This window comes from Stenotrophomonas sp. STEN083 (assembly GCF_056759195.1).
Genome location: NZ_JBRRCU010000027.1, coordinates 17,025 through 41,905, shown reverse-complemented (window position 1 = coordinate 41,905; position 24,881 = coordinate 17,025). Strand labels below are relative to the sequence as shown.

General features: G+C 63.5%; 25 protein-coding genes. 9 read left to right on the top strand and 16 right to left on the bottom strand.

What is annotated here, in order from left to right; all coding sequences use genetic code 11:
- Positions 1-138 precede the first annotated feature (138 nt).
- Both ACVOK8_RS10200 and ACVOK8_RS10195 read right to left on the bottom strand, forming a co-directional pair.
- Positions 139-2,559: a DUF3772 domain-containing protein gene (locus ACVOK8_RS10200; protein ID WP_481566705.1), complete on the bottom strand. Its 2,421-nt coding sequence runs from the start codon at positions 2,557-2,559 to the stop codon at positions 139-141.
- A gap of 88 nt (positions 2,560-2,647) precedes the next feature.
- Entirely contained in the window at positions 2,648-2,896 is a 249-nt protein-coding gene (locus tag ACVOK8_RS10195) for a hypothetical protein (protein ID WP_481566704.1), read from the bottom strand.
- A 190-nt stretch (positions 2,897-3,086) separates the two neighbouring features.
- Between ACVOK8_RS10195 and ACVOK8_RS10190 the strand changes: the two genes are divergently transcribed.
- The 3 genes from ACVOK8_RS10190 to ACVOK8_RS10180 all read left to right on the top strand — a co-directional run bounded on the left by ACVOK8_RS10190 (position 3,087) and on the right by ACVOK8_RS10180 (position 5,402).
- The gene (locus tag ACVOK8_RS10190; protein WP_481566703.1) at positions 3,087-3,584 is read left to right on the top strand and encodes a lipocalin family protein; all 498 of its coding nucleotides are present in this window, start codon (positions 3,087-3,089) and stop codon (positions 3,582-3,584) included.
- Positions 3,585-3,615: 31 nt separating this feature from the next.
- Positions 3,616-4,827 carry an NAD(P)/FAD-dependent oxidoreductase gene (locus tag ACVOK8_RS10185; protein ID WP_481566702.1) on the top strand — a complete coding sequence of 404 codons (1,212 nt, stop codon included), beginning with the start codon at positions 3,616-3,618 and terminating at the stop codon, positions 4,825-4,827.
- 110 nt (positions 4,828-4,937) lie between these two features.
- The gene (locus ACVOK8_RS10180; RefSeq protein WP_481566701.1) at positions 4,938-5,402 is read left to right on the top strand and encodes a hypothetical protein; all 465 of its coding nucleotides are present in this window, start codon (positions 4,938-4,940) and stop codon (positions 5,400-5,402) included.
- Positions 5,403-5,483: 81 nt separating this feature from the next.
- Here ACVOK8_RS10180 and ACVOK8_RS10175 read toward each other — a convergent pair whose 3' ends face one another.
- Positions 5,484-5,807 (bottom strand): DUF6122 family protein, encoded by a 324-nt coding sequence (locus ACVOK8_RS10175; protein WP_282271453.1) that lies wholly within the window; start codon positions 5,805-5,807, stop codon positions 5,484-5,486.
- A 185-nt stretch (positions 5,808-5,992) separates the two neighbouring features.
- Here ACVOK8_RS10175 and ACVOK8_RS10170 point away from each other — a divergent pair, with 185 nt between their 5' ends.
- Positions 5,993-6,463 (top strand): YehS family protein, encoded by a 471-nt coding sequence (locus tag ACVOK8_RS10170; protein WP_481510903.1) that lies wholly within the window; start codon positions 5,993-5,995, stop codon positions 6,461-6,463.
- A 196-nt stretch (positions 6,464-6,659) separates the two neighbouring features.
- Here ACVOK8_RS10170 and ACVOK8_RS10165 read toward each other — a convergent pair whose 3' ends face one another.
- The 4 genes from ACVOK8_RS10165 to ACVOK8_RS10150 all read right to left on the bottom strand — a co-directional run bounded on the left by ACVOK8_RS10165 (position 6,660) and on the right by ACVOK8_RS10150 (position 11,186).
- Positions 6,660-7,121, bottom strand: a complete 462-nt coding sequence (locus tag ACVOK8_RS10165; RefSeq protein ID WP_481566700.1) for a hypothetical protein — start codon at positions 7,119-7,121, stop codon at positions 6,660-6,662.
- A 308-nt stretch (positions 7,122-7,429) separates the two neighbouring features.
- Complete coding sequence (locus tag ACVOK8_RS10160) at positions 7,430-8,002, bottom strand: OmpO family porin (protein ID WP_481566699.1); 573 nt, start codon at positions 8,000-8,002, stop codon at positions 7,430-7,432.
- A 211-nt stretch (positions 8,003-8,213) separates the two neighbouring features.
- Positions 8,214-8,669 (bottom strand): Cu(I)-responsive transcriptional regulator, encoded by a 456-nt coding sequence (cueR, locus tag ACVOK8_RS10155; RefSeq protein WP_481566698.1) that lies wholly within the window; start codon positions 8,667-8,669, stop codon positions 8,214-8,216.
- Between the two features lie 24 nt (positions 8,670-8,693).
- Positions 8,694-11,186 (bottom strand): heavy metal translocating P-type ATPase, encoded by a 2,493-nt coding sequence (locus ACVOK8_RS10150; RefSeq protein WP_481566697.1) that lies wholly within the window; start codon positions 11,184-11,186, stop codon positions 8,694-8,696.
- Positions 11,187-11,317: 131 nt separating this feature from the next.
- Here ACVOK8_RS10150 and ACVOK8_RS10145 point away from each other — a divergent pair, with 131 nt between their 5' ends.
- The gene (locus ACVOK8_RS10145; RefSeq protein ID WP_481545804.1) at positions 11,318-11,506 is read left to right on the top strand and encodes a heavy-metal-associated domain-containing protein; all 189 of its coding nucleotides are present in this window, start codon (positions 11,318-11,320) and stop codon (positions 11,504-11,506) included.
- Positions 11,507-11,652: 146 nt separating this feature from the next.
- On the opposite strand, the gene ACVOK8_RS10140 is transcribed toward ACVOK8_RS10145, so the two are convergent.
- On the bottom strand, positions 11,653-12,057 hold the full coding sequence (locus tag ACVOK8_RS10140) for a hypothetical protein (RefSeq protein WP_481566696.1): 405 nt from the start codon (positions 12,055-12,057) through the stop codon (positions 11,653-11,655).
- 131 nt (positions 12,058-12,188) lie between these two features.
- On the opposite strand from ACVOK8_RS10140, the gene ACVOK8_RS10135 reads away from it, so the two are divergent.
- Positions 12,189-12,578, top strand: a complete 390-nt coding sequence (locus ACVOK8_RS10135; RefSeq protein WP_481566695.1) for a DUF6165 family protein — start codon at positions 12,189-12,191, stop codon at positions 12,576-12,578.
- Between the two features lie 159 nt (positions 12,579-12,737).
- On the opposite strand, the gene ACVOK8_RS10130 is transcribed toward ACVOK8_RS10135, so the two are convergent.
- Positions 12,738-13,754: a hypothetical protein gene (locus ACVOK8_RS10130; RefSeq protein WP_481566694.1), complete on the bottom strand. Its 1,017-nt coding sequence runs from the start codon at positions 13,752-13,754 to the stop codon at positions 12,738-12,740.
- Between the two features lie 631 nt (positions 13,755-14,385).
- Here ACVOK8_RS10130 and ACVOK8_RS10125 point away from each other — a divergent pair.
- A complete protein-coding gene (locus tag ACVOK8_RS10125; protein WP_481566693.1) occupies positions 14,386-14,745 on the top strand; it encodes a DUF1428 domain-containing protein in 360 nt (119 codons plus the stop codon).
- A gap of 263 nt (positions 14,746-15,008) precedes the next feature.
- On the opposite strand, the gene ACVOK8_RS10120 is transcribed toward ACVOK8_RS10125, so the two are convergent.
- Together ACVOK8_RS10120 and ACVOK8_RS10115 are read right to left on the bottom strand one after the other, a co-directional pair.
- Positions 15,009-16,208 (bottom strand): TFIIB-type zinc ribbon-containing protein, encoded by a 1,200-nt coding sequence (locus ACVOK8_RS10120; RefSeq protein ID WP_481566692.1) that lies wholly within the window; start codon positions 16,206-16,208, stop codon positions 15,009-15,011.
- Positions 16,208-17,284: an SPFH domain-containing protein gene (locus tag ACVOK8_RS10115; protein ID WP_481566691.1), complete on the bottom strand. Its 1,077-nt coding sequence runs from the start codon at positions 17,282-17,284 to the stop codon at positions 16,208-16,210. Before ACVOK8_RS10115 ends, ACVOK8_RS10120 begins: the two co-directional genes overlap by 1 nt.
- Before the next feature lie 120 nt (positions 17,285-17,404).
- Here ACVOK8_RS10115 and ACVOK8_RS10110 point away from each other — a divergent pair, with 120 nt between their 5' ends.
- Entirely contained in the window at positions 17,405-19,753 is a 2,349-nt protein-coding gene (locus tag ACVOK8_RS10110; RefSeq protein ID WP_481566690.1) for a membrane-bound PQQ-dependent dehydrogenase, glucose/quinate/shikimate family, read from the top strand.
- A 256-nt stretch (positions 19,754-20,009) separates the two neighbouring features.
- On the opposite strand, the gene bioD is transcribed toward ACVOK8_RS10110, so the two are convergent.
- From bioD to ACVOK8_RS10095, 3 genes are read right to left on the bottom strand one after another with little or no spacing between them, the layout of a single operon-like run.
- Positions 20,010-20,660 (bottom strand): dethiobiotin synthase, encoded by a 651-nt coding sequence (gene bioD, locus ACVOK8_RS10105; protein ID WP_481566689.1) that lies wholly within the window; start codon positions 20,658-20,660, stop codon positions 20,010-20,012.
- On the bottom strand, positions 20,657-21,949 hold the full coding sequence (gene bioA / locus ACVOK8_RS10100; protein ID WP_481566688.1) for an adenosylmethionine--8-amino-7-oxononanoate transaminase: 1,293 nt from the start codon (positions 21,947-21,949) through the stop codon (positions 20,657-20,659). Before bioA ends, bioD begins: the two co-directional genes overlap by 4 nt.
- Before the next feature lie 49 nt (positions 21,950-21,998).
- Positions 21,999-22,631: a M23 family metallopeptidase gene (locus tag ACVOK8_RS10095; RefSeq protein WP_481566713.1), complete on the bottom strand. Its 633-nt coding sequence runs from the start codon at positions 22,629-22,631 to the stop codon at positions 21,999-22,001.
- Between ACVOK8_RS10095 and ACVOK8_RS10090 the strand changes: the two genes are divergently transcribed.
- On the top strand, positions 22,522-23,028 hold the full coding sequence (locus ACVOK8_RS10090; protein ID WP_481566715.1) for a hypothetical protein: 507 nt from the start codon (positions 22,522-22,524) through the stop codon (positions 23,026-23,028). The genes ACVOK8_RS10095 and ACVOK8_RS10090 overlap by 110 nt on opposite strands.
- A 152-nt stretch (positions 23,029-23,180) precedes the next feature.
- On the opposite strand, the gene ACVOK8_RS10085 is transcribed toward ACVOK8_RS10090, so the two are convergent.
- Positions 23,181-23,876: a TorF family putative porin gene (locus tag ACVOK8_RS10085; protein WP_481566687.1), complete on the bottom strand. Its 696-nt coding sequence runs from the start codon at positions 23,874-23,876 to the stop codon at positions 23,181-23,183.
- A 120-nt stretch (positions 23,877-23,996) separates the two neighbouring features.
- Positions 23,997-24,800 carry a hypothetical protein gene (locus tag ACVOK8_RS10080; RefSeq protein ID WP_481566686.1) on the bottom strand — a complete coding sequence of 268 codons (804 nt, stop codon included), beginning with the start codon at positions 24,798-24,800 and terminating at the stop codon, positions 23,997-23,999.
- Positions 24,801-24,881: the final 81 nt, after the last annotated feature.

The window sequence follows — 24,881 nt, the reverse complement described above, 5'->3', positions numbered from 1 at the left end:
TGGGAGCGGCGTAAGCCGCGAAGCTGGCAATGCTGCAGCGGCCAACTTTCCTGCAATCTGACTGACCATCAGCTTCGCGGCTGATGCCGCTCCTACAAATCGCCGGTAAAGCCCCTGCCGAGCATGGCTCGGCACTACCTAGGCCTCCGGGGGATCACGCACCAGATGGATGTCGGTCGGGGTAACCAGGGCGATACCGGCGGCGGCGGTCTGCTCCAGCAAGGCGAACAACACCTCACTGCGGGTGCCATACACATTCCGCGACGAAGACACATAGGCGAAGCTGTTCACCGCCACCTGGCCACCGCTGATCGAATCAATGAAGAAGGACGGTGCCGGATCGATCAGTACCGTCTCGTTGGCCGCGTAGATCCCCAGCAGCAAGGTCCGCAGCTTGCCCATGTCAGTGCCCAGCGGCACCGAAAACTGCACCTGGATACGGCCCAGTGCATTGGCCATGGTCATGTTGCGGATGGTCTTGGTGATCAGTTCCGAGTTCGGCACGATCAGCGTGGAACGATCGCCCACCTGGATCTCGGTGGAACGCACCGAGATGCGGCGGATATCGCCTTCCTGATCGCCAATCTTGATCCAGTCACCGATCTTCACTGGCCGCTCGGCCAGCAGGATCAGTCCGGAAACGAAGTTCTGGGTGATCGCCTGCAGACCGAAACCAATACCCACCGACAAGGCACTGGCCAGCAGCGCTACCTTTTCAAAACCAATGCCCAGTGCGGCCAGCGCCCATAGCGCAGCCAGCACGATGCCGAGGTAGTGGGCAACGGTGCTGATCGAGTTTCGCGCGCCGATATCCAGTTCGGTCTTGGGCAGATAGGTATCCACCAACCAGCGCTGCACCACCCGCATCAGCGCCAGGCCCAACACCAGCACCAGCACCGCGCTGATGATCGAACCGGGTGTCAGCAGGTTGCCCCCGATCTTGATGCCCGCCGACAAACGTTCCAGCCAGCCGTACAGGGCGCTGACATTGCCGAACGGTGCGACAAAAGCGGTGATGCCCAGCATCACCAGCGCGAGCCGTGACGTGGCCGACAGCAACACACCGGCCTGTTCCAGGCGACTGGCGGACAAGCCGGTCGACAACCGCAGCATGCGCCCGGCAGCACTGTCCGGTGCCAACAGCCACAACGCGAAATCATCGGCGAAGCGCGTCAGCAAGGTGGTCGCCAGCACTATCACCGTCCCCCAGACCATCTGCTGGGCGGTAAACATGGCGAAGTTGAGGTAGCCCAGCAAGGTCGCCACCAGCGCCGCGGAGATGCTCAGGTAGCCACCAAGCCGCGCCACGATCAGCCAACCGCTGCGCGGTGCGCGCGGCGAGCGGCCGCTGCTGGTGTTCTCCGCTTCGGCCTGTGCGGCCGCTGCCGCACGCCGTCGATGCAGGCCGGCCAAGGTCGCCAGCATGCTCATGATCAACACCACATAGGTAAGTGCGATCAGACCATCCAAGGTCACCGTGCCCACCGCCGAGGTGCGCGCTGCGCGATTGACGTCGCGCAGCAACATGGTCAGCCAGGTCAGGCTGGCCGCGCCCCAGGCAAAGCGGCGCAGGCGGGCGGCGGCGACATCATCGATGTCCAGCAGGCGCCAGGTCGGCCGTGATGGCACCAGCAAGCTGGCCGCCACCGCACCGATGAAGGCCGCCACGAAGGTGGCGACGACGAACATGTCGGCCACCGATTCCAGTCGCGGTGCGATGGCATCGATTGCCCGCAGGCTGGCCACGAGCACCGTGGCCGCCAGACCAGGCAGCAAGGTGCCGACCAACAACAGCCACACCGCAAGACCGGTGCGACGCAGACGCCCGTCCGGGGCGCGCTCGGACGCCGCATAACGACGACCAAGGTGGCGCAACCAGATCCGCAGCGGGAACAACATCAGCAAGGCCAGCGAGGCGCCCAACAGCGGCATGCCCCAGCCCTGCTTGCCGGCCGCTTTCAGCAGCGCATTGCTGGCCTGCCGGTACAACGACTGGAAGCGCGCGAAATCATCGGGCAGATGCTCGCCAAACTCGCGCCACAGTGCCGGCGACAACGGCGAGGCCACCTTGCGGCCCAACTGCTCACCAAACTGCTGGGCGCGCATTTTCTCGATGGACTCGCTGGCCTGCTTGGCGTCCTCGGCCAGCAACTTGCCGCGCTTGATGTCGGCATCGATCTGACTGCGCTGCTGATCGAGCAGTTTGCGTTGGCGGGCGATACCGGCGTCTTCGCCGCCCTCCGGCGCCGGGCCAAGCTGTTCGATGCGGGCATCGAGCTGGGCCAGCTCCGGCTGCAGCGCGGCGACACTGCCCTCGGCCTCGCGCTGCGCCTGGCTGGCACGCTCGGCCAGGGTTTTCAGGGTTTCCGGCGCATCGGCATCGGTGACCGCGCGCTTGACCGCCGCGACGGTGCGCGAGGCCTGTTCGATACGGGTCTGCGGGCTGCTGTCAGCCGCCGCAGCATCGGGCGCGGCCCAAGCCACATTGCCGGCAGCCAGGCCAACCAGCAGGACAAACAACAGCGCGCGCAAGGGATGCAGAAAGCGTTGGGCAAGCAAGGCAGGACACCGGATCGCGCGGACCACCGCGCCTGCCGGGAACTATATGTCAGTGCGCGTTCACATCCTGCAAAACCGTGCCGATTCCTCAGTACTCGAGCGACAGCTCGACGATGTGGTGGCGGTTGAGCTCATAGATTTCCTGGAACTCGTCCTCGGTCAACTCGCCCGGCGCGTAGATCGCCACCGGCTCCCACACCTGTGAGGTGGGCTGCGGCTGGCGTGGTCCGGCACGCAGGCAGAAACCTTGCCCCTCGTACTCGACCACTTCCGGCAACTGCTCCCAGCGCTCGCGCGCATAGCGGCTCTGCCCCTTGAGCAGGATCACGACAAACATGGAGAACTCCTGTTTTTCGGATGCCGCCAGCCTAGCGCAGCCATGTTTTCCCGGCGCGAAGAAACACCGCCGCTGATGGCAACGATTCAGTGAATGGCAAATCAACCCGCCCGGCACAGTCCCTTAACTGGCAGTGGCCTATAGCTGTGGCCCCGGCGCAGCAACCGCGCCATCGCCGAAGAGGGCAACCATGACACAACACTCCTCCCTGGCAACTGTTCCGCACGTGGACCTGCAGCGCTATCTCGGCACCTGGTATGAAGTAGCGCGCCTGCCGATGCGCCACGAGCCCGAGGATGCCACCGATATCAGTGCCCACTATTCGCTCAACGACGATGGCAGCGTGCGCGTGCAGAACCGCTGCCTGCACAACGGCAGCCTGGAAGAATCGATCGGCCAGGCAACCGCGGTCGATGACAGCAACAGCAAACTGGAAGTCAGCTTCCTGCCGGAAGGCCTGCGCTGGATCCCCTTCACCAAGGGCGACTACTGGATCATGCAGCTGGACTCGGCCTATACCACCGCACTGGTCGGCAGCCCCGACCGCAAGTACCTGTGGTTACTCGCGCGCCTGCCGCAGATGGATGCAACCACCCGCGATCACTACATCGCATACGCACAGCAGCAGGGCTTTGATACAGGACCGCTGATCCATACCCCGCATACCGGCCACCCGACCGCCGGTTGAGCTACCGCCCCGTTGACGATCGGAGCTGTGCATGGACCTGAAAAGCGGCTACCCGTTCTGGGCCATCAAGAACGGTTTGATGCATGCCTTCCCTGCCTTGCAGCGGGATCTGCGCTGCGAGGTGGCGGTGATTGGCGGCGGCATCACTGCCGCCTTGATCGCCGACCAACTGGTCGGCCACGGCCATGATGTCGCCGTCATCGAGCAGCGTGACATCGGCTGGGGCTCCACCGCCGCCAGCACTGCCCTGCTGCAGTACGAGATCGACACGCCATTGCGCGAGCTGGCCGTGCGTCATGGCATCGATGCCGCACTGTTGGCCTACCGCAGCTGCGCGCAGGCCATCGACAAACTGAAGGCGCTGGCCGAACAGGTCCGCGGGGTAGATTTCCAGAGCGCACAGAGCCTGTATTACGCCAGCCGACGGCGACACCTGCGGCCGCTGCTGGAGGAATACGAACTGCGCAGCCAGCACGGTTTCGCAGTGGATTGGCTGGATGCCGAAGGTGTTGCCGACGAATACGGGTTTGCCGCCCCTGGCGCTATCCGCAGTACTCCGGCCGCGCGCATGGATCCCTATCGCATGACGCACCGGCTCCTGACCCGGCTGCTGGCTCAAGGCGCGCAGGTGTATGACCGCAGCAGCGTTGCAGCAGTGGAGGCCGGCAGCCAGCGGGTAGAACTACGCACCACCGATGATCTGCGCATCAGCTGCCAACATCTGGTGGTTGCCGCTGGCTACGCCGCGCAGGACTGGCTGAAACAGCGCGTGGCACGCAACCGCAGCAGCTATGCCTTTGTCACCGACCCATTGCCGCCGGCGGTGCTCGGGCCGCTGCGTGACACTTTGATCTGGGAAACCGCCCGCCCGTATCTCTACCTGCGCTGCACCGCGGACGACCGCTTGCTGGTAGGTGGCGAGGACGACACGGTCGACCTGCCGCCACGTCGTGACGCGCTGGTGGACCGCAAGGCGCGCCGCCTTGCAGCCAAATTTGGACGTTTGTTTCCGCAACTTTCCATCCAGCCTGCGTTCGCCTGGGCCGGCACTTTTGCCGAAACCGAAGATGGCCTGCCGTTCTTCGGCCCGCATCCCCAGTGGGGCCCGCGCGTGCATTTCGCCATGGCTTATGGTGGCAATGGCATCACCTATTCGATGCTCGGCGCCGGCCTGGTACAGGCTACCATCGAAGGCCGCAGGCACCCGCTGGCACGACTGTTCGGCTTCCAACGACTGGGCTGAGAGGTTCCCCTGCGCTGACGGGGATCGACAGCCATTGTTCAAGCCTTTTCTGGTAGCTTCCAAGTTGCCTCACCATCATGGTGCGGCCCCTGTACCGGAGCACCTGCAACATGATCCGCACATCCCTGATCGCCGTCCTGCTGTTGGCCCCCGTCGTTGCCATGGCGCAGGATGATGCTGGCAGTACAACCGGTGGGCTGGACCTGAGCGTGCCGCAGGCTCCGATGCGTTACCTGGGCGAAACCTACAAGGGCGATGCGCCAGGTACCTATTACGGCGACCACAGCGGTCGCGGGCTGGAGAAGAAGGACAGCCCCGGTGCCCAGGTGATGGACGACAAACTGCAGGTACACGGCGCGGTCAGCGCCGGCATCGGCTATTCCAAGGCCTACGGCAACAGCAATTGGCAGGCCGTGGACCTGAACCTGGGCAAGAACTACAACACCGACGAGGGCGAGAGCCGCCGGGTGAACCTGAACATCCATATGAGCAAGAGCGAGGGCGCTGGTCCCTATGGCTACGGCCCCTATGGCCGCGGCCCGGGCTTTGGCCCCGGTCCCTGGGGCGGCTGGTAAGCCGCCCGAACGCCGCCAATTAGCGGCTGGCAAGCCGTGCCGCGCACCACTTATCGGCGGCTGATAAGCCCGCCCCACCGCTTAGCGGCCGGCGTGCATCCACAGGCAATCCAGCGCATCCAGCGCGATATGCACCAACAAGCCGATGCCGAACAGGCGGGTGCGTTTGGGCAGGGTCAACCCCGCATAGAGCACGATGGCCGGCGCGGTATGCAACGGATGGAAGCCAATGCTGCAGCGGTTGGGGGCGTAGATCGGGTCGGCCAGCAGGTGGTCCAGGTCGATCACCCAGCCCAGCAGCAGCAACAACCAGGCCTTGCCGAACTGCGGTCGCCAGAACAACCAGGCCAGCAAGGCCGGCACCGCCACATGCAGGCACAGGTGCAGGATCGCACGTGAGCTCATTGCCGACCCGCCAACGACAGTGCGGCAGACCGGGCCCAGATGGGCGGCGCGGAAACAGGGGCGTGATGAGGGTGCATGCGGGCGGACTTTGCTGAACCAGCCCCGATTGTAGGCTGGGGCCCCGCCGGTGCGGCGTTACACTATGCCCCCGCCGGCATCTCCGCCGCGGTGGTTCCGGAGTGGCAATGATCAACAACGACGTACTGCGCAGCATCCGCTACATGCTCGACCTCAGCGACAGCATGGTGGTGGACACCATTCACCTGGCCGATTCCAGCTTTGAAGTGGATGCTGCACAGGTGCACGATTTCCTGCGCAAGGACGACGAGCCGTTGTTCGAAGCCTGCCCGGACGCGGTGCTGGCGCGCTTCCTGGACGGCCTGATCTACCACTACCGTGGCCGCGACGAATCGCAGCCGCAGCGTCCGCCGGAAAAGCGCATCACCAACAACATCGTGCTGAAGAAGCTGCGTGTGGCCTTCGAGCTGAAGGATATGGACATGCATGCGATCTTCGAGGCCGCTGGCTTCCCGATGTCCAAGCCGGAGCTGTCGGCCCTGTTCCGCCAGCCAGACCACAAGAATTACCGCGAATGCGGCGACCAGGCCCTGCGCAATTTCCTCAAGGGCCTGACCCAGCGCGTGCGTCCGGCGTAAAACGACTAAGGGATGTGGGAGCGACAGCTCCCTTGTGGGAGCGGCGTAAGCCGCGAAGCTGACAATGCATCTGCGCCGGAGAGTCTCTTCGGGCGGTATGGCGTTGACCGCTGCCTCGGCAATAACTGTGGCTTCGCGGCTGATGCCGCTCCCACAAGAGCTGCAAGAGCCACGAGACCCGAATCAGTCTGACCGTTTACAGAATCCGGTAAACCCGCGCTTTCGGCAGGTCTTCGTCCACCTGCAGGAACCAGCGCCCGGCGATGCCCGGGATCACTTCGATTTCCGGTGACTGCAAGGCGGTACGCAGGCGCATCTGGCCTTTGAGCACCCTCCATTGCTGGCCATTGGCCAGCACAAACACCGTACCCGGCTCCCAGCCCTCCACCGTTCCCTGCACGCTGCTGTACACCGGCCCTTCTTCCAGGCCAATCTGCATGGGGGCCGGCGTGGGCGTGGCAGCGGCCACTGGTGCCGGTGATGGCGCTGCTTCGCTGAGCATGCGATTGAGCAGCTGCAGCTGCTGCGCACTCAAGCCGACCTGCTGCAGCTGTTCGGCGCTCAGGCGCTGCTCCAGCGGCAGGTAGTCGCGCTGCTGGCTCCAGGCCAGTGGGGTGGTCGACAACAGCATCGCGGCAAGCAGCAGGCGGGTCTTCATTCGCAGGGTCCTTCCGGCCGATGCCGGTTGAGGCGCACTTTGCTGCAGTTTGGTTGCAGTGGTGTTACATGCTGTTTTGGATCTGCTTGCTAGAAGCTTCCCCTCACCCCAACCCCTCTCCCGTAAACGGGAGAGGGGCTCGTATTGCTCGCGCTCGCAGTGCACTAGCCCCTCTCCCGCGTGCGGGAGAGGGGTTGGGGTGAGGGGAAGCTTTTAGCTAGAAACCCAAAACCCAAAACCAGCCCAAAAGAAAAGCCCGGCATAGCCGGGCCTTTCTTCGCAGCATGACGCCAAGGCGTCAGTACGTCTTACCAGCTGAAGCGCGGACCAACGGTCCACTGCTTGTCGCCGTCACCGGTCATCTTGATGTCGCCATTGATGCCCCAGTTCTGGTTCAACTTCACCTGGCCACCAAGACGGCCGTAGAAGTCGCCATCCGGGTTGACGCCGTGCTTCTTGCTGAAGTCTTCGTAGCCAGCCATGGCATACACCTCGGCGTGCTTGCCGAATGCGGTGCGGATACCGGCTTCAGCGCTGTAGCCGTTGAAGTCCAGGTCGACGAACTTCGGATCGAACTTTTCATAGGCAACGCGGGCAACGAAATCGGTGCTCGGCGCGATTTCCTTGTTGAAGCCGGCGCCAACGCGCCACTGCTCGATATCAAGGTTGGTGTGCGAGATTTCCTGACGGGTGTATTCGCCGAAAGCGTGGAAGTTCGGCAGGAACCCGTAGGAACCCTTTACGCCCCAGCCTTCAGCCTTGCCGTCGGCCGAGGTCTTGGCGTAGTCGGCTTCTGCATAGTTGTAGGACAGGCCGTCAGCAGCCGAAGCGGCGAACGGAAGGGCGGCAACCAGCGCCAGGGCAATCAACGAAGTCTTCATGGGGGTACTACCTCTGCATTACTGAGCTTGATGGCACGACAGCAAACAGCTGTCTGCGTCCGGATGTAAGTTTTCCGTTAGACGCCCCAACAAACCCTGAAACAAGCCACGCAATAAAACAGCGATTTTTGGCTTTTATTCAGCCTGTTTCTGGCACGCGCGCAGCGCGCGCACCTCGCATTTTGTTCATTTATGCAAATTCACGCTGCAATCAGCGCGAGCGTTTTCCTGCACTGATGCCACCAAACGTGGTCGGCAATGCTTCGCCGTGCAGCGGCACGCCGGTCTCGATATCACGCAGGATCGGGCAATCCGGGCGGTCATCACCGGCACAGCAATTGGCCAGTGCCTGCACGGTCTGCACCATGCCCTGCAACTCGGCGATGCGCTGCTGCAGTATCTGCACATGCTCCAGCGCCATGCGCTTGACGTCGCCGCTGTGGCGCGAACGGTCGCGCCACAGCTCCAGCAGTTCGCCGATACGCTCCACGCTGAAACCCATGTCACGCGAGCGCTTGATGAAGCCCAGCGTGTGGATGTCACGCGGTGCGTACAGGCGATAACCCGCGTCGGTACGTGCCACCGGCCCGATCAGGCCGATGTCCTCGTAGTAGCGGATCATCTTGGCGGAGATGCCGGAGGCCTTGGCGGCCTGGCCGATGTTCATGCCTTCCTCCATCGTCATCACTCCTCAGGCTTCGATCTGCGGGGCGCGGAAGCGCTTCAGACGCAGCGCGTTGCCGAGTACGAACACCGATGACAAGGCCATCGCACCGGCCGCAAACACCGGCGACAGCAGGATGCCCCAGACCGGATACAACACGCCGGCCGCGACCGGAATCAAGGCGGCGTTGTAGACGAAGGCCCAGAACAGGTTCTGGCGGATATTGCCCATCGTCGCCTTGCTCAGCGCGATGGCGTTGGGCACGCCCTGCAGGCTGCCGGACATCAGCACCACGTCGGCCGCTTCAATCGCCACATCGGTGCCGGTGCCAATCGCCAGGCCGACATCGGCTTCGGCCAAGGCCGGCGCGTCGTTGATGCCATCGCCTACATAGGCCAGCCGACCGTGCTCGGCCTTGAGCCGACGTACCGCGTCGACCTTGCCTTCCGGCAGCACCTCGGCAACCACTTCGTCGATCCCGAGCTGGCGCGCGATGGCTTCAGCGGTGCGACGGTTGTCGCCGGTAATCATCGCCACCTTCAGACCCAAGGCATGCAGGCTGGCGATGGCGGCGCGGGTATCGGACTTGATCGGATCGGAGACCGCGATGATCGCCGCAAGGCGGCCATCCAGCGCCGCGTACAGCGGGCTCTTGCCTTCTTCGCCCAGACGCTGTGCCTCGGCAGCGAATGCCGCCACATCCAAGCCGAGCTTCTGCATGAAGCGATCAGCGCCAACTTCCACACGCACGCCGTCCACAGTCGCACGCACGCCGTAGCCGGTCACCGATTCGAATGCGTCCACGGCCGGCAACTGCAGGTTTTCCTGCTGCGCAGCGGTGACGATGGCGCGGGCGATCGGATGCTCCGAGCGATCTTCCACTGCCGCCACGCGTGCCAGCACATCGTTGCGCTGGAAGCCCTCGGCCAGCTTCAGGTCAGTCAACAGCGGACGGCCTTCGGTCAGCGTGCCGGTCTTGTCCACCGCCACTACCTGCGCTTCCTTCAACAGTTGCAGCGCCTCGCCCTTGCGGAACAGCACGCCCAGCTCGGCGCCACGGCCGGTGCCAACCATGATCGAGGTCGGTGTCGCCAAGCCCATCGCACACGGGCAGGCAATGATCAGCACCGCCACCGCGTTGACCAGGCCGAAGGTCAGCGCCGGATCCGGGCCGAAGATCAGCCATACCGCGAAGGTCAGCAAGGCCAGGCCCATCACGATAGGCACGAACACCAGGGTGATGCGATCAACCAACGCCTGGATCGGCAACTTGGCGCTCTGCGCCTGTTCCACCAGACGAATGATCTGCGCCAGCACCGTTGCCCCGCCGACGGCGGTGGCACGCACACCGAGCGCACCGGTCTGGTTGACGGTGCCGCCAATGACGTTGCTGCCCGGCGCTTTCTGCACCGGCACCGGCTCGCCGCTGATCATCGATTCATCGACATAGCTGTCGCCGTCGACAACCTCGCCATCCACCGCGATGCGTTCACCCGGACGCACTTCGATCACATCGCCACTGGCGATCTGTTCCAGCGGCAACTCAACCACGCTGCCATCGCGACGCACACGCGCCGTCTTCGCCTGCAGCTTGAGCAGGCGCTTGATCGCCTCGGAAGTGCGGCCCTTGGCCTTGGCCTCCAACATGCGGCCGAGCAGGATCAAGGTGACGATGACCGCGGCGGCTTCGTAATAGACGTTGACGGTGCCGGGCGGCAGCACTCTGGGCAGGAAGGTCGCCACCAGCGAGTAACCATAGGCCGCCAACGTACCTACCGCGACCAGCGAGTTCATGTCAGGTCCGCCGCGCAGCAGGGCCGGGATGCCCTTCTGGTAGAAACGGCGCCCCGGGAACACCAGCACCAGCGTGGCCAGCACGAACTGCAGCAGCCAGCTGTTCTGGGTGCCCAGCGTGCCGGCGATGAAGTGATGGAAGGCCGGGATCAGGTGCCCACCCATTTCCAGCAGGAATACCGGCAGGCTCAGCGCTGCCGCTATCCACAGGTCACGCTTGAGCACACGCAGGTCGTCGGCATGCCGTTGCGCTTGCTGATCCTCGTTGCTGCCGGCGCTGCCGATAACGCTGGCCGTATAACCGGCTTTCTCGACGGCCGCCAACAACGCGGCCGGATCGGCACTGCCCTGCACGCTGGCACGCTCGGTGGCCAGATTGACGCTGGCCGACTGCACGCCGGGCACCGCCTTCAGCGCGCGCTCGACGCGGCCAACGCAGGACGCGCAGGTCATGCCTTCGATCAGCAATTCCTGCGCGGCGGGGGCGGCAACCTCGTAGCCGGCCTTGTGGATGGCCTGCACCAGCGCCTCGCGCGGTACGCTGCCGTCGGTCTGCACGCTGGCACGTTCAGTGGCCAGATTGACGCTGGCCTGGCTGACCCCGGGGATGGCCTTGAGCGCACGCTCGACCCGGCCCACGCAGGAGGCGCAGGTCATGCCTTCGATCATCAGATCTTCGGTGGTGGCACCGGCGCTCTGCTTGCCCGGACTGGCGATGCTGCTCATCGGCACGTCTCCATTTCTATTGTTGGAGGCACCTTAAAGCTTCCAACGATGGGAGGGTCAAGCGCTCTTTATCGCTTGACCTTGCCATGATGGCAAGCTGCAAGCTCACCGCACCCCAACGGAGAAACCCCATGAAATTGCATATCGAAGGTATGACCTGCGGCGGCTGCGCACGCAGCGTGACGGCCGCCATCAAGGATGTGGACCCGGCCGCCACGGTCGACATCGACCTGCCCGGCAGGAACGTGAAGATCGAGTCCAGCCAGCCGGTGGAAAGCTTCACCAAGGTGCTGGCGGAAGCGGGCTTCCCGGCGCAGTAAGCACCGCGTTCATGATTTGTGGTTTGTGGGAGCGGTGTAAACCGCGAAGCTGATGGACTTCCGGCGCATGGAATCGCCGGATCGCCATGGACCATCGGCTTCGCGGCTTACGCCGCTCCCACAAGACCATCAGCTCCAAAACCCTCTCAGCGCGCGCGTTTCCACACTTCGCGCTCAACCCGGCGCTCGCCGTCCCAGCGCTCCAGCGTCCACACATCGCCTTCCAGGGTGTAGCGGAAGCTGTAGCTGCCGCCGTTTTCCAGCGGATACGACGCCATCAACGGCGTTTCCACATACTGCCCGTCCGCGCTGCGATAGGTGCCCGAGCCGCCGGCCCAGAACTTGCCATCGCTGGTGGTGGTGAAGGCAAAACGGCCATCGGCCAGTATCTTGGTGCCGGCCAGCTTCTGGCTGGCGTAATCCACGACCTTTCCTTCCGGGTTGATGAACTCCCCGGACTGCAGCTGCCAGGCGCCCTGCAGGCCCTCGGCGCCGTGCGCGCTGGCAGCACCCAGCATCAATACAGCAGTGGCGAAAGAACGCAGCAGCATCGGCAAGTCCTGATCGGGATGGGCCCGCATTGTGCGCATCGCCGCTGCCTGGACGCCAATACCGGTTCATTGGCAACCTTTGGCAGAGCGCTATCATTGCCGCCATTACAGGAATCAACGGCGGCCCCAACGTGCAGACCCTACTCACCCCGGTATCGATTGGCGAACTGATCGACAAGATCACCATCCTCGAAATCAAGGCCGAGCGCATCACCGATACCGCCAAGCTGGCCAACGTGCGCACCGAGCTGCAGGGCCTGTGGCCGCTGTGGCTGTCGCAGCAGGAAGCGCGCCCGTCGCTGACCGCGCTCAAGGACCAGCTCAAGGCCATCAACGAGCGCATGTGGGAAATCCAGGACCACCTGCGTGAGAAAGAAGCCGCACAGGATTTCGGCGCGGAATTCATCACCTTGGCGCGCGGCGTGTACGGCACCAATGGCGAGCGCATCGTGGTCAAGAACGAGATCAACCGTGTTGCCGGTTCGGCGCTGGTGGAAGAGAAGCAGTACCAGGGCGAATAAGCCACCAAGCCCCCCTCCCTTTCGCGCAGCGAAGGGGAGGGCTGGGGAGGGGGGCTCTTCGCAGCAACCGCAAAGCCCCAGGCAAAAGCCAACCCCCTCCCAGCCTCCCCCTTGGCTACGCCAAAGGGGAGGAGCAAAGCCAGGCTCAGCGCTTCACGCTTAGAACGCTATCTGCGCCCACAAGCCGGCTTCATGGCTTTCCAGCGATTTTGTCGCCGTTTCCTGCTTCAACTGCTTGGCCACCGCCGCCAGACGCAGGTACTTGTTCGGCTTCCACTCCACGCCGATCAAGTGATACCGCTCGCGAGTGCGCGGATCGATGTCCAGGCTCATCCGGGTTTCTTCATGCCGGGTGAGCAGCGCGTATTTCGGGCTCAGCTGGTAGCTGCCCCACATCGACCAGCCACGCTGGTCATCGCTGCCCGGCTTGACCACCCGGGTCCAATTCTCCGCTCGGAAGAACTGCGCGCCGATCCGGCCACGCTCGCCTACCCAGCTGGCCATCGCATTCCAGCGCTGCGCGGTGTGCTGCCGCGGCATGTCACCCGCATCCAGCGCACGGGTGCCGCGATAGCCGCCCAGGGCCAGCTCAACGCCCTTGGCCGGTGCCCAACCCACCCGCGCCTCGACGTCCGGGCCATTGCCCAGGCGCGGCTTCTGGTAACCGCCACCGGTGACCACCGAGGCGGCATAGGTGAAGGCACCATGGGTGTACTGGCCATGCACACCGTAATCGGCCGCGTTGCCCATCTTGCTGCGGGTGATCAAGGCACCATCGACATAGCGATAACCATCACGCGCCGACTCCTGCTGGATCCACGGCAGCGGTGCATTGCCCAGCCGCAGCCAGTTGCCCTTGCCGAAACTGCGCTGCAGGTAGGCATGGCGCAGCCACACATCGGTCGGATCGCTGTTGCGCAGCCACTGCACATCAGTAGTGACCTGCGCCGTCCAATGCTGATTGAAACGATGATCAACGGTGATGAAGGTGCGCTTCAGATCCAGCGCCAGGCCTTCATCGTCAGTAACCACGCCATCACGATCCAGCTGGCTGGCGTTGATGAATATCTGCGCCGACACCTTGGTGGCCGGCGCGGCGTCCTGCGCCCAGGCCACCGCCGGCAGGCACAGCGCAGCCAGCGCGGCGGCCAGTGCATTACGGGAAACAAATTGCATCACTACTCTCCTGGTGCCAGCCAACGCTGGCGGTATGCGATCTTTTGGGTATGTCATTGACCTGTGGCGTTCATGCGTGGCTGGCGGGGCAGCAGACAACCTCGCCTGACGCAGCCGGTTCGCCCAACACCTACGCGCTCACGGCGGCTGCTGGCGCAAAAGCAATGGCGCGATCTGATCAACGAAGGATGCCTTCAGCCGCGCGCGGCAGCTTGCCAACGCCGCCATTGAACGAGCCGTCTCCCCATAACGGCAGCGATGGGCATTCATTGAACACTCTGTTGCCACCCTGCCCGCTTCAGCGCGACGCCTGCATCTTCGGCTGGAAACGCCATCCAGCGTAGCCCGCAACACCATTCTGCCAAGCCCGTTCATGTTCCCTGCCTTACCCGAAGCAAGGCCATTGTCGACAAGCCGACGCAAGCCGACCCTGATCAATATCAATGCCGCGGGCGGTCCGTCGCCGATCAGTTGTGCGCCAGGCCACAGAACCACGCTTGCGCCGCATGCCGGGGCGGTTCGCAACGGAGTTTTTGCAAGTCCGAAACATTGCCCGGCGCACAATTGAGGTTGCGCATTACCGCTGTTTCACCGAAGGCGGCCCCACGCCGCTCACCCTGCGAGGCTCAGCATGTCTTACGTAGATGGTTTCCTGGCCGCCGTGCCGCTGGCCAACAAAGCCAGATTCATCGAACACGCCCATATCGCCGATGCCCTGTTCATCGAGTTCGGTGCCTTGCGCGTGACCGAATGCTGGTCCGACGATGTGCCACGCGGAACGCTGACCGACTTCTACCGCGCGGTGCAGGCCAAGGACGATGAAGCGGTGGTGTTCTCATGGATAGAGTGGCCGGACAAGGCTACCCGCGATGCCGGCATGCAGAAAATGATGGAGGACCCGCGCATGGACCCGGCCACCAATCCGATGCCATTCGACGGCAAGCGACTGGTGTATGGCGGCTTCATGCCGGTGCTGCATCTGGGCGATTAGGCCTGCGGTGCAGCTCCGCAACGCGGGTAAGCGCGGCAGCTTGTCGAACACATGAGACTTGCCGGAATGGTCGAGTGTGATCGCTGCGCTTTTGTAGGAGCGGCGTAAGCCGCGAAGCTGATAGCGCTGGAGCAACCAGCATCCGTGCCAACTGATGATGTGCCTGCTTCGCGGCTTACGCCGCTCCTACAAAAAACCAGAAGCCAGAAGGCCCGGCAGTTGCAGCCCGGACTCGGTGAACGACGACAGCAACAAACGCGTCGTTACTGCGCCATCCCCAGCACGTACACCAGCACCAGCAACGCGAGCACACCCGCCAGCACCGCGAAGAATATCTTCCAGGCGCTGTAAGGACGCTCACCCGCCAGTTGCCCTGTGTAGCCATTGGCCAGCACCTGGAAGCTGCGCGAACCATAGGTGTAGCTGACCAGCCACACCGGCACCAGGATGTGCTTGAAGGTGCGCTTGCTGTACGTGGCCTGCACCTGCAGGTTGCGCTGGGTGTCACCGGGCACCCGCTCGGAACACAGGTAGCGGGTCTGCTCCTGCATCTGCGCCTCACCCTTCTGCGCGGCCTGGCGCAGATCCACCTGATAACGCTCAACCGTCCAGCCGCGCACGAACTCGGGCGTATACGGCTTCAGGTCAGTCGTGGTCGGGAACTGGCCGATCTTGGCCAGCAGTTCCGGATGCACACCCACCGTGCCCGGCACCAGCTCGTCGTCGAAGAAGTGCTGCAGCGAACCGGAAGCCGGTTCCCAGCGTACGCGCTGTTCCTGCCGGGTCTGCGTATTGCCCTTGGAATCGCGGTAGCTGACGGTGACGTAGTAGTAGTGACCGGCCTCGGCAGTCCAATGCGCGGCAACCTGCGCGTCGAACGTCCAGTACGGCAGGTACATGCCCTTGAGCGTATCGGTCAACGCCGCGCGCTTGAGCTTACTCGGCGCAAACCAGCGCGTGCCATACCACTTGCGGATGATGTCACGCACCTGGCCATCACTGATCTTGAACGGCAGCACGCTCTGCGGGGTGATCGCATCACCCAGCGACTCGTGGTCGATGATTGATGGCGAACCGCAGAACTCGCAGCGATCGGCCACCTTGCCATCGACGAACACCGAGATCGCATGACAGCTCTGGCATTGCACCTCGCGCGGCTGTGCACCGTAGCCACGTTGCTCGGCCGGGGTGGCAGCCATGCTCCGCAGCATGCCAACCACGCCGCCCTGCGGCTGCGGCGGCAACTGCGGCGGCAACGCCGCCTCGTCCTGCAGCCGCTTCAATGCGGCCAGCAGATCCTGCTCGACCACGCCGGCACTGCCGTCGCCAATGCCCTCGGCTGCCTCCGACAGCGGCACGATGGTGCCGCAGTAGGGACAAGCCAGGGCTTGCTTGCTGGCGTTCCATTGCAGATCCCCGCCACATTCCGGGCAGGGATGTTTGCCAACTGTTGCGTTGTTCATCAGCCGCGCAGGAACTCTTCCAGTGCCGAGCGGGCAATGCGCGTGGCATTGCCGATCTTACGTGCCTTCAGGTCGCCGGCAGCAATCGAGGCCATCACGTCCTCGACCGATACAGACAATGCCTGCGCCGCCTGCTCGGGGGTGAGCACGTCCAGCGCGACGGCATCACCGGCAGCCGGCAACGGCGGCGGTACCGCCGCGCCGGGCACCACCGGTGCGCCGGTCTGCATGTTGCGCATCATTTCCTGCGCCATGCCGAAGCCCATCGCCATCTGTGCCGGCACCGCAGCGGCGGCGGCACCTTCGCCGCCCTCGCCCATGCCGTGGCCCATCTGGTACTTCACGTAGTCGTTGAGGTTGCCGATCACACCCATGCTGGAGCGCTTGTCGATGGCCTGCTCCACTTCCGGCGGCACCGACACGTTTTCCAGGATGAAGCTGGTGATCTCGATGCCGTACTTGTCGGTCATCGCCGGGTTGATGATCGGCAGCAAGGCCTCGCCCAGCTCGGAGTAGCGCGAGGCCACATCCAGTGCCGGCACGCCGGCCTTGGCCAAGGCCTCGGTGAACACGCTGACGATGCGCGAACGCATGGTGTCGGCGAACTCATCCAGGCGGAAATTCTGGTCGGTACCCGCCACTTCCTTGAGGAACTTGGGCGAGTCGACGATGCGGAAATCGTAGGTCCCAAACGCGCGCAGGCGGACCACGCCGAAATCGGCGTCGCGCATCATCACCGGATTGGACGTACCCCACTTGTTGCCAGTGAACAGGCGCGTGTTGAGGTAATAGACGTCGCACTTGAACGGCGATTCAAAGCCGTACTTCCAACCAAGGATGGTCGACAGCACCGGGATGTTCTGGGTGCTCAGCGTGTGCTTGCCCGGGCCGAACAGATCGGCGTACTGGCCGGCGGCGACGAACTGCACCATCTGCGACTCGCGCACGATCAGCTGCGCGCCGTTCTTGATCTGGCGGTCATCGTCCGGCCAGCGGTAGGACAGCGTGTCACGCGAGTCATCGGTCCACTCGATGATCTCGATCAGTTCCTTCTTGATGAAATCCAGAATGCTCATGCTCAGTCCCCAGTCGACAAGGCTCCGATTCTACGGCGGGAATGTTAAGAACGCGCGTGACGCCATGCAGACATGCCGTGGCGCAGCATGGCCGCAACTTCTGGATGCTGTGGGGACGCCATGCGTGTTCTGACCCTGTTGTTGACGGGCCTGTTCGGGCTGGCCTTGGCGGTGGGTGGCGGCTGGTTGCTCATCCTGCAGGGCAGCCCGTTCTACCTGCTCAGCGGCCTGCTGCTGTTGGCGGTGGCCTGGGGCCTGTGGCGACACCGGCGCTGGCCAACCTGGTTGTACGCCGGCTGGTTGCTGGTGCTGCTGGGCTGGTCGCTGTGGGAGGCCGGCCTGTACTGGTGGCCGCTGGCCACCCGTGTGGGCGTACCGGCCCTGCTCGGCCTGCTGATGGCCTTGCCGGCCTCGCGCCGTTCCAGCCCACGCGGCTATACCGGCCCGGCAGGCTGGCCGGTGCTGCTGGCCTCGCTGGGCGTGGCGGCGGTTGCCTTCGCCGGCATCCCGCGGCATCTGCATGAGATCGATGGCCGCCTGCCGATGGACATCGTCAACGCCACCCCAGCCTTGGGCGACAGCGCGCAGCCGGACGGCGAATGGCAGGCGTACGGCCGCAGTGGCTACGGCCAACGCTACTCGCCGCTGGCACAGATCACCCCGGCCAATGTCGGCCAGCTGCAGCTGGCCTGGCAGATGCAGACCGGCGACGTGCGCCTGCCGCAGGACGTGGGCGAGACCACCTACGAAGTCACCCCGCTGAAGATCGGCAACACCCTGTATCTGTGCACGCCACACAGCCTGGCGTTCGCGCTGGATGCCGACAACGGCAAGGTGCTGTGGAAGTTTGATCCGGGTGCCGGCATGGAACCACAGCGCCAGCATCAGACCTGCCGCGGGCTGTCGTACTACACCGAGCCGGCAACCAGCCCGTCTGCGGCAGCAACAAACGCGACCATCTGCAGCAGCCGCGTGTTCCTGCCCAGCGCCGATGCCAAGCTGCATGCGCTGGATGCACAGACTGGCGAGCACTGCAGCGACTTCGGCAACAACGGCGTGCTCGACCTGCTGCACAACATGCCGTTCAAGCAGGCCGGTTACTACTATTCCACCTCGCCGCCGCTGATAGCAGGTGGCAAGGTAATCATCGCCGGTGCGGTCAACGACGACTATGCGATCAACTCGCCATCCGGGGTGATCCGCGCCTACGACGCGCACAGCGGCCAACTGCTGTGGAACTGGGACTCGGGCAACCCCACCCAGACCGCGCCACTGGACCCGAACAACCCTAACCAGGTCTACACGCCCAGCTCGCCGAACAGCTGGTCGGTGGCCAGCGCCGATGAAGCACTGGGCCTGGCCTACTTCCCGATGGGCAACCGCACCCCCGACCAGCTCGGCATGTACCGCAGCCCGGCCGAAGAAACCTATGCCTCTTCGGTAGTGGCCCTGGACATTGCCAGTGGTCAGGTGCGCTGGGTGCAGCAGTTCGTGCACCACGATCTGTGGGACATGGACACCCCGGCACAACCGGTGCTGATGGATCTGGATCTACCGCAGGGCCGCGTACCAGCGCTGGTGCAACCCACCAAACAAGGTGACGTCTACGTACTGGACCGTCGCGACGGCAAGCCCTTGCTGCCGATCGGCCAACGCACCGCACCGCAGTACGTGGATATCCCTGGCCAATTCGCCGCCCCCACGCAACCTACGTCCGCGTTGAGCTTCGAGCCCAAACCACTACGCGAAGCCGATATGTGGGGTGCCAGCTTGATCGACCAGATGCTGTGCCGCATCCAGTTCCGGCAGCTGCGTTACGAAGGTCGCTACACACCGCCAACACTGCAGGGCAGTCTGATCTATCCGGGCAACTTCGGTACCTTCAACTGGGGCAGCGTGGCGGTAGACCCGCAGCGGCAGGTGATGTTCGGCATGCCCACCTATCTGGCCTTCGTCTCCAAGCTGGTGCCCAAACAAGACACCAGCGGCCGTGCAATGAACAAGGGCGAGCATGGCTTGAACGAAAACAAAGGCGCTGACTACGCGGTGGAAATGACGCCCTTCATGTCGCCGATTGGTGTTCCCTGCCAAGTCCCGCCGTGGGGCACGGTTGCCGCCGCCGATCTGCGCACCGGCAAGATCGCCTACCAGCACCGCAACGGCACCATCCGTGATCTTTCACCTGTGCCGCTGCCGATCCGCATTGGCGTGCCCGGCATTGGCGGACCGATGCTGACCGCCACCGGTGTGGCCTTCATGAGCGCAGCCACCGACGACAACTTCCGCGCCTATGACCTGGCCAGCGGCAAAGTGCTGTGGGATGTGCGTATTCCGGCCGGTGGCCAGGCCACACCGATGACCTACCTCAACAGCCAGGGCGAGCAGATGGTGCTGCTGGTGGCTGGTGGTCATGGTTCGACCGGGACCAAGGCTGGCGATTATGTGTTGGCTTACAAGTTGAAGAAGTAGGGGCTTCTGCGATTGAAGCAGGAGCGGGAGCAGAAGCACCCCTCCCCAACCCTCCCCTTGCCTTCGGCAAAGGGAGGGAGCGCAAGCAACAGCTCAGAGCTGCACTGATCAGCCCCCTCCCTTGCGCAACGCGCAGGGGAGGGCTGGGGAGGGGTGCCTTTCGCAAGAACCCCAATCAGCGCTGCATGATCCGCTCCCTCCCTTGCGCAGCGCGCAGGGGAGGGTCGGGGAGGGGTGCCTTTCCCAAGGAACCCAATCAGCCCAGATCAATTCTCGGCACGTCATACCAGATCGCATCCGGGAACCGCTTCAACACCCAATCACGAATAAACCCGCGACTATCAGCAGCGATCACTTCATTACTGCTGTCATCACGGCTGTTCCAGGCCACACCGTGCAAAGTAATACCGCGCACAGCAATCGCCTCCAACGACAACAAGGTGTGATTGATCGAACCCAGGCGCCCGGAGGTCACCAGCAACACTGGCCAGCTCTTCTCCGCAACGTAATCAATCGTCAGCAACTGCTCGGTCAGCGGCACCATCAAACCGCCGGCCCCTTCGACCAGCACAGTCTCATAACGCTCGCATAAACGCGCGGTCGCGGACTCGATGGCAGTCAGATCCAACGCCCGCTGCTCCAAACGCGCCGCCAGATGCGGCGATGCAGGATAGGCAAACAAGGCCGGCATCGTGGTGCCGTCGCGGTCCTCCTCGAACAAGCCGGTGCCCATGATGCGCCGGTGCAGCAGGATGTCATCCGACGCACCTACGCAGCCGGTCTGCACCAGTTTCTGGGTGATCACGTTCTCGCCCTGCGCCGCCCATTGCTGCGCCAGCCAGCCGGTGACCACGGTCTTGCCGATCTCGGTATCGATGCCACTGACAAATACGATCTTGCCGCTCATGCGCGCATATCCTCTTCCTGCAGGCTGGCCACCAGCGCGACCATGGCGTCGCACAGCTGTTGCAACTGTGCATCGTCGATTACAAACGGCGGCATTACATAGACCAGCCGACCGAACGGCCGTATCCAGATACCGTGGTCCAGCATCCGCTGCTGGATGCGTTCCAGGCGCAGCGATGCCTTCAATTCGATCACGCCGATCGCCCCAAGCACGCGCACATCAGCCACCTGCGACAAGGCGCGCGCAGGCGCCAGACTCTCTTCAAGACGACGCTCGATCGCCCCCACCCTGCCCTGCCAATCCTGCGACAGCAACAGCTGCACCGAGGCCAGCGCCACCGCGCAGGCCAGCGGATTGGCCATGAAGGTCGGCCCGTGCATGAAAACGCCCGGCTCGGCGCTGGCGATCACGTCGGCAACCTCGCGTGTGCACAGCGTCGCCGCCAGCGTCATGTAACCGCCGGTCAATGCCTTGCCAACGCACAGGATGTCGGGACTGATGCCAGCATGCTCGCAGGCAAACAATCGCCCGCTGCGGCCAAAGCCGGTGGCGATCTCATCGCAGATCAGCAATACATCGTGATCACGACACAAGCGTGCGAGCTCGCGCAGGTACTGCGGATGGTAGAAGCGCATGCCACCCGCTCCCTGTACCACCGGCTCGATGATGAAGGCGGCCAACTCATCCGCGCTTTCGGCAAACAGCTGCGCAAGCGGCGCGATATCGGCGGGGTTCCACTCGTTGCCGAAGCGTGTCTGCGGCGCCGGTACGAAACGTCGTGTCGGCAGTGACGTACCGAACAAACCATGCATGCCGGTAACTGGATCGCATACCGACATCGCGTTCCAGGTATCACCGTGATAGCCCGAACGCGTTGTGCCGATATTGCACTTGCCCGGCTTGCCGCGCGCCACCTGGTACTGGATCGCCATTTTCAGCGCTACTTCCACCGACACCGAACCGGAGTCGGCATAGAAAATCGCGTCCAGCCCCTCGGGCACGATCTGCAGCAGCTGCTTGCCCAGCGCGATGGCCGGCTCGTGGGTAAGCCCGCCGAACATCACATGCGACATGCGGCCCAGCTGGTCGACCACCGCCTGGTTCAGCTGCGGATGGTTGTAACCATGAATGGCGCACCACCACGAGGCCATGCCATCGATCAGCTGGGTGCCATCTTCCAGCTGCAGCAGCACGCCATCCGCGCGGGCAACTTTGAGCACCGGCACCGGGCTGCCGAGGGCGCTATAGGGGTGCCACAGGTGTTCACGGTCGAATTGATCAATCAGCATCGTTCAGTACAGACCACGCCGCGGGAAGGCGGCTTGCAGGGGGCGTACCTTACCGCTTGCGCGGCTGGCCTGCATGCATCAGCGGCAGCGGATCAAAGGGGCCATCGCCACCGTAGATGCCGTAGTGCAGATGCGGTGGCGTGCCGCGCGCATTGCCGCTATCGCCCACGAAGCCCAGCACATCGCCGGCCTGCACGATGCGTCCGTAGGCCAGGCCCGGCGCCCAATCCTGCAGATGCGCGTAGTAGTGCCGCTGCCCGGCCGGCCCGATCACCCACACCTGACGCCCGCCCAGGCCACTGTCGCGCACTGCAGCCACCACGCCCTGGGTAGCAGCGACAACCGGCGTACCGCGTTTGGCGAAGATATCCACACCGTGGTGCTTGCGGTCGCGTCCGCGTGGCGCACCAAAGGTATCAGCGATCTGCCGCGGCTTGATGCCCTGCACCGGCACGACTATCGAAGTTGGTGCTGGCAGGCGTGAAAGCTTCCAACCTTCGCGGGCGACCACAGTGAAAGGTTGCTGCCAAAGCCAGCTGCCGGCCAACGCCAGCACCACCAGCAGCAGGACGATGCGCACTATACGCGGCCAGTTGGTTCGTTCGGAAGAAGTCAAAGTTCGCCTTGGCAGTGTTTGCAGTAAGGCGAAAGCTAACAGCAGCTGGTGGCGTATTTCCAGCACTTTGTGGACGCCAAGCGCAGGCATTCACGACTTCAATTTCACTTCACATTGGGCGCATATCCAGCACATTCAAAGCACCCAGAATTCGCCGCGACCAACCCAACAAGCATGCATTCCCGAGATGGAAATTCTCTACTTCATCGTCCGGACGCCCACACTGCCAGTGGCGATGTATCTGCTGATCCTGCTCGCGGCATGGCGCTTCAATCGCCTGCTGTTCGATGCGCTTTCCATCTTTGGTTTCATTATTATGCTGATGGCGTTCCTGGCCAGCAGCGGCGAAGCTGCCGTGGTGATCGCGCTTATCGCCTGCGTCCATCTCTCTTTGACCTTCGCCGGTTGCAGGAAGCAAGGTCGAAGCAGCGCCAAAGCGCATGCACCAGCCGAAAGCCGCTAACGGATCGGCACCACCGCCATTTCGTAGGAGCGACGTCAGTCGCGAAGCTCACACACCGTCAGATCACAGAGCAACTGGCTGCCAATGATCCCTGGCTTCGCGGCTTACGCCGCTCCTACAAGAGCGGCGCGCGCTCACAGAGCTGGGGGCTGTCAGAACGCCGCCTGCACAGCAGCTTCCCAACGCGTGCCAGCGGCCTGATCGCCAAAGAGATCACGTGCGTGCTGGTCGGTGACGTGCCCACTCAGCCGCAGTTCGATCGGCGCTGCCACTGCCCAGATCGCGCTGACCTGCCCGTGCGCATAACCACCGCCCGCCGCATCCTGCAGCTGGTACCAACCAGCGGCTGCCTCAAGACGGAGCTGCGGGGATAGCGGCATCCGCACGCCCAACTGGGTGTACAGACCATCCTGCTTGGTGCCCAGCGCCTCCGGCGACCAACCCATGGACAGCCAATAGTTATCCTTCCAGGTCAGCGTGGTGTTCAGCTCAGTCCAGTTCAGATCGACGGTTGTTGCCGGGTAGCGGTAATGCAGCAGGTTGGCATCCAATGCCCAGTCATCGGCCAGCTTCCCGTTCCAACCAACAACGAAGTCCAGTTCGCTGCTGGCGTGTGTTTCCGGCGCGAACTCCACGCTGGATCCCCAGGCGGAGGCGTAGAAACCACCATCGCCGGCAACGCGGAAGCCAGCCTGCACGGCGGCATCACCCTGGCTTTGCGTGGAACCGCGCCAGACATAGTCACTGGTCAAGGCGGCGCTGCCGCTGGTGTCGATGGCCAATGCACTCGCACTGGCGGTCAGGGCAACAAATGCAACGAAGTACAGCGAAGAACGTGAGCGTTTCATGGACTATCCGAATGCGGCCACGCGAACTGCGCGGCGATGCGGAATTGTTCACCTACCTGACGTAAACCAACGATGGCGACAGGCTGGTCCCGGCATCAAATCCACGTAAAACCGTAGCGCTCAGTCCTCGCCCAGGAACACCTGCCGCGTCGCCCCCGCCGGCATCGGTTCGGCAAACGCCGGCTTGATCTCCATCGGCAGCCAATCGCTCTCGCAATGCTTGAACTGCCATTGGCTGGGTTTGAAGCGCGCCGTCGCACCGTCCGGCTCGCCGACGAGGAACTCGGCCTGGATGTCGTAGTCGATCAACGGCGCGTTGAACCAGACATTCTCGCCGGCTTTGCAGTCAATGAAGGGCCGCGTTTGGTCGATGACCCAATCACCAGTATCCGGGTCGGTGCGATACACAGGGCTGATGCGCTGATCGATGGCCAGCCGCATTCGCCCGGGCGTTGTCTCCAGTGCCTCGACCCAGAGCCCCGCCAACAGTACCGGACCCGGGAACCGCAGCGCGTCCAGGCCACGCAGGCCCAATGCGCGTTGCGGATCGCCGTTGTCGAAAGGGTCGTAGCGATTGACCAACGTGCCCTTGGGGACGAGGAATTCGCCGTACTGGAAATCCCGCTCCAGCACGAACTGTGCGCGGCTGTGTCGCTGCCAGCTCTCGATGTCGAATTCCCGTTTGAACTGGGCCAGTTTGTAACCGAGCAGGCCCACCCAGGCCGCGACCAGCACAACGAATCCGGTGCTTATCCGTACCTTCCAGCTGAAGAATGCACGCCAGCCGCCATCGCCGTGCCTATGGAAGTACCAAGCCTGCACAAGCAGGCTTATCGCTACTGCGGCGCCTACCAACGGCAGCACAAACACCAGCAGCAGGAATGGCCACGAGATCACCGGTCCAAAGATCATCAGTACAAACATGGGAAGGAAGGCAATGCATCCTAACGCCACAGCACTCCATTGCCTGCAGCCAAGGCATAACGATCAAACAAATCCACATCA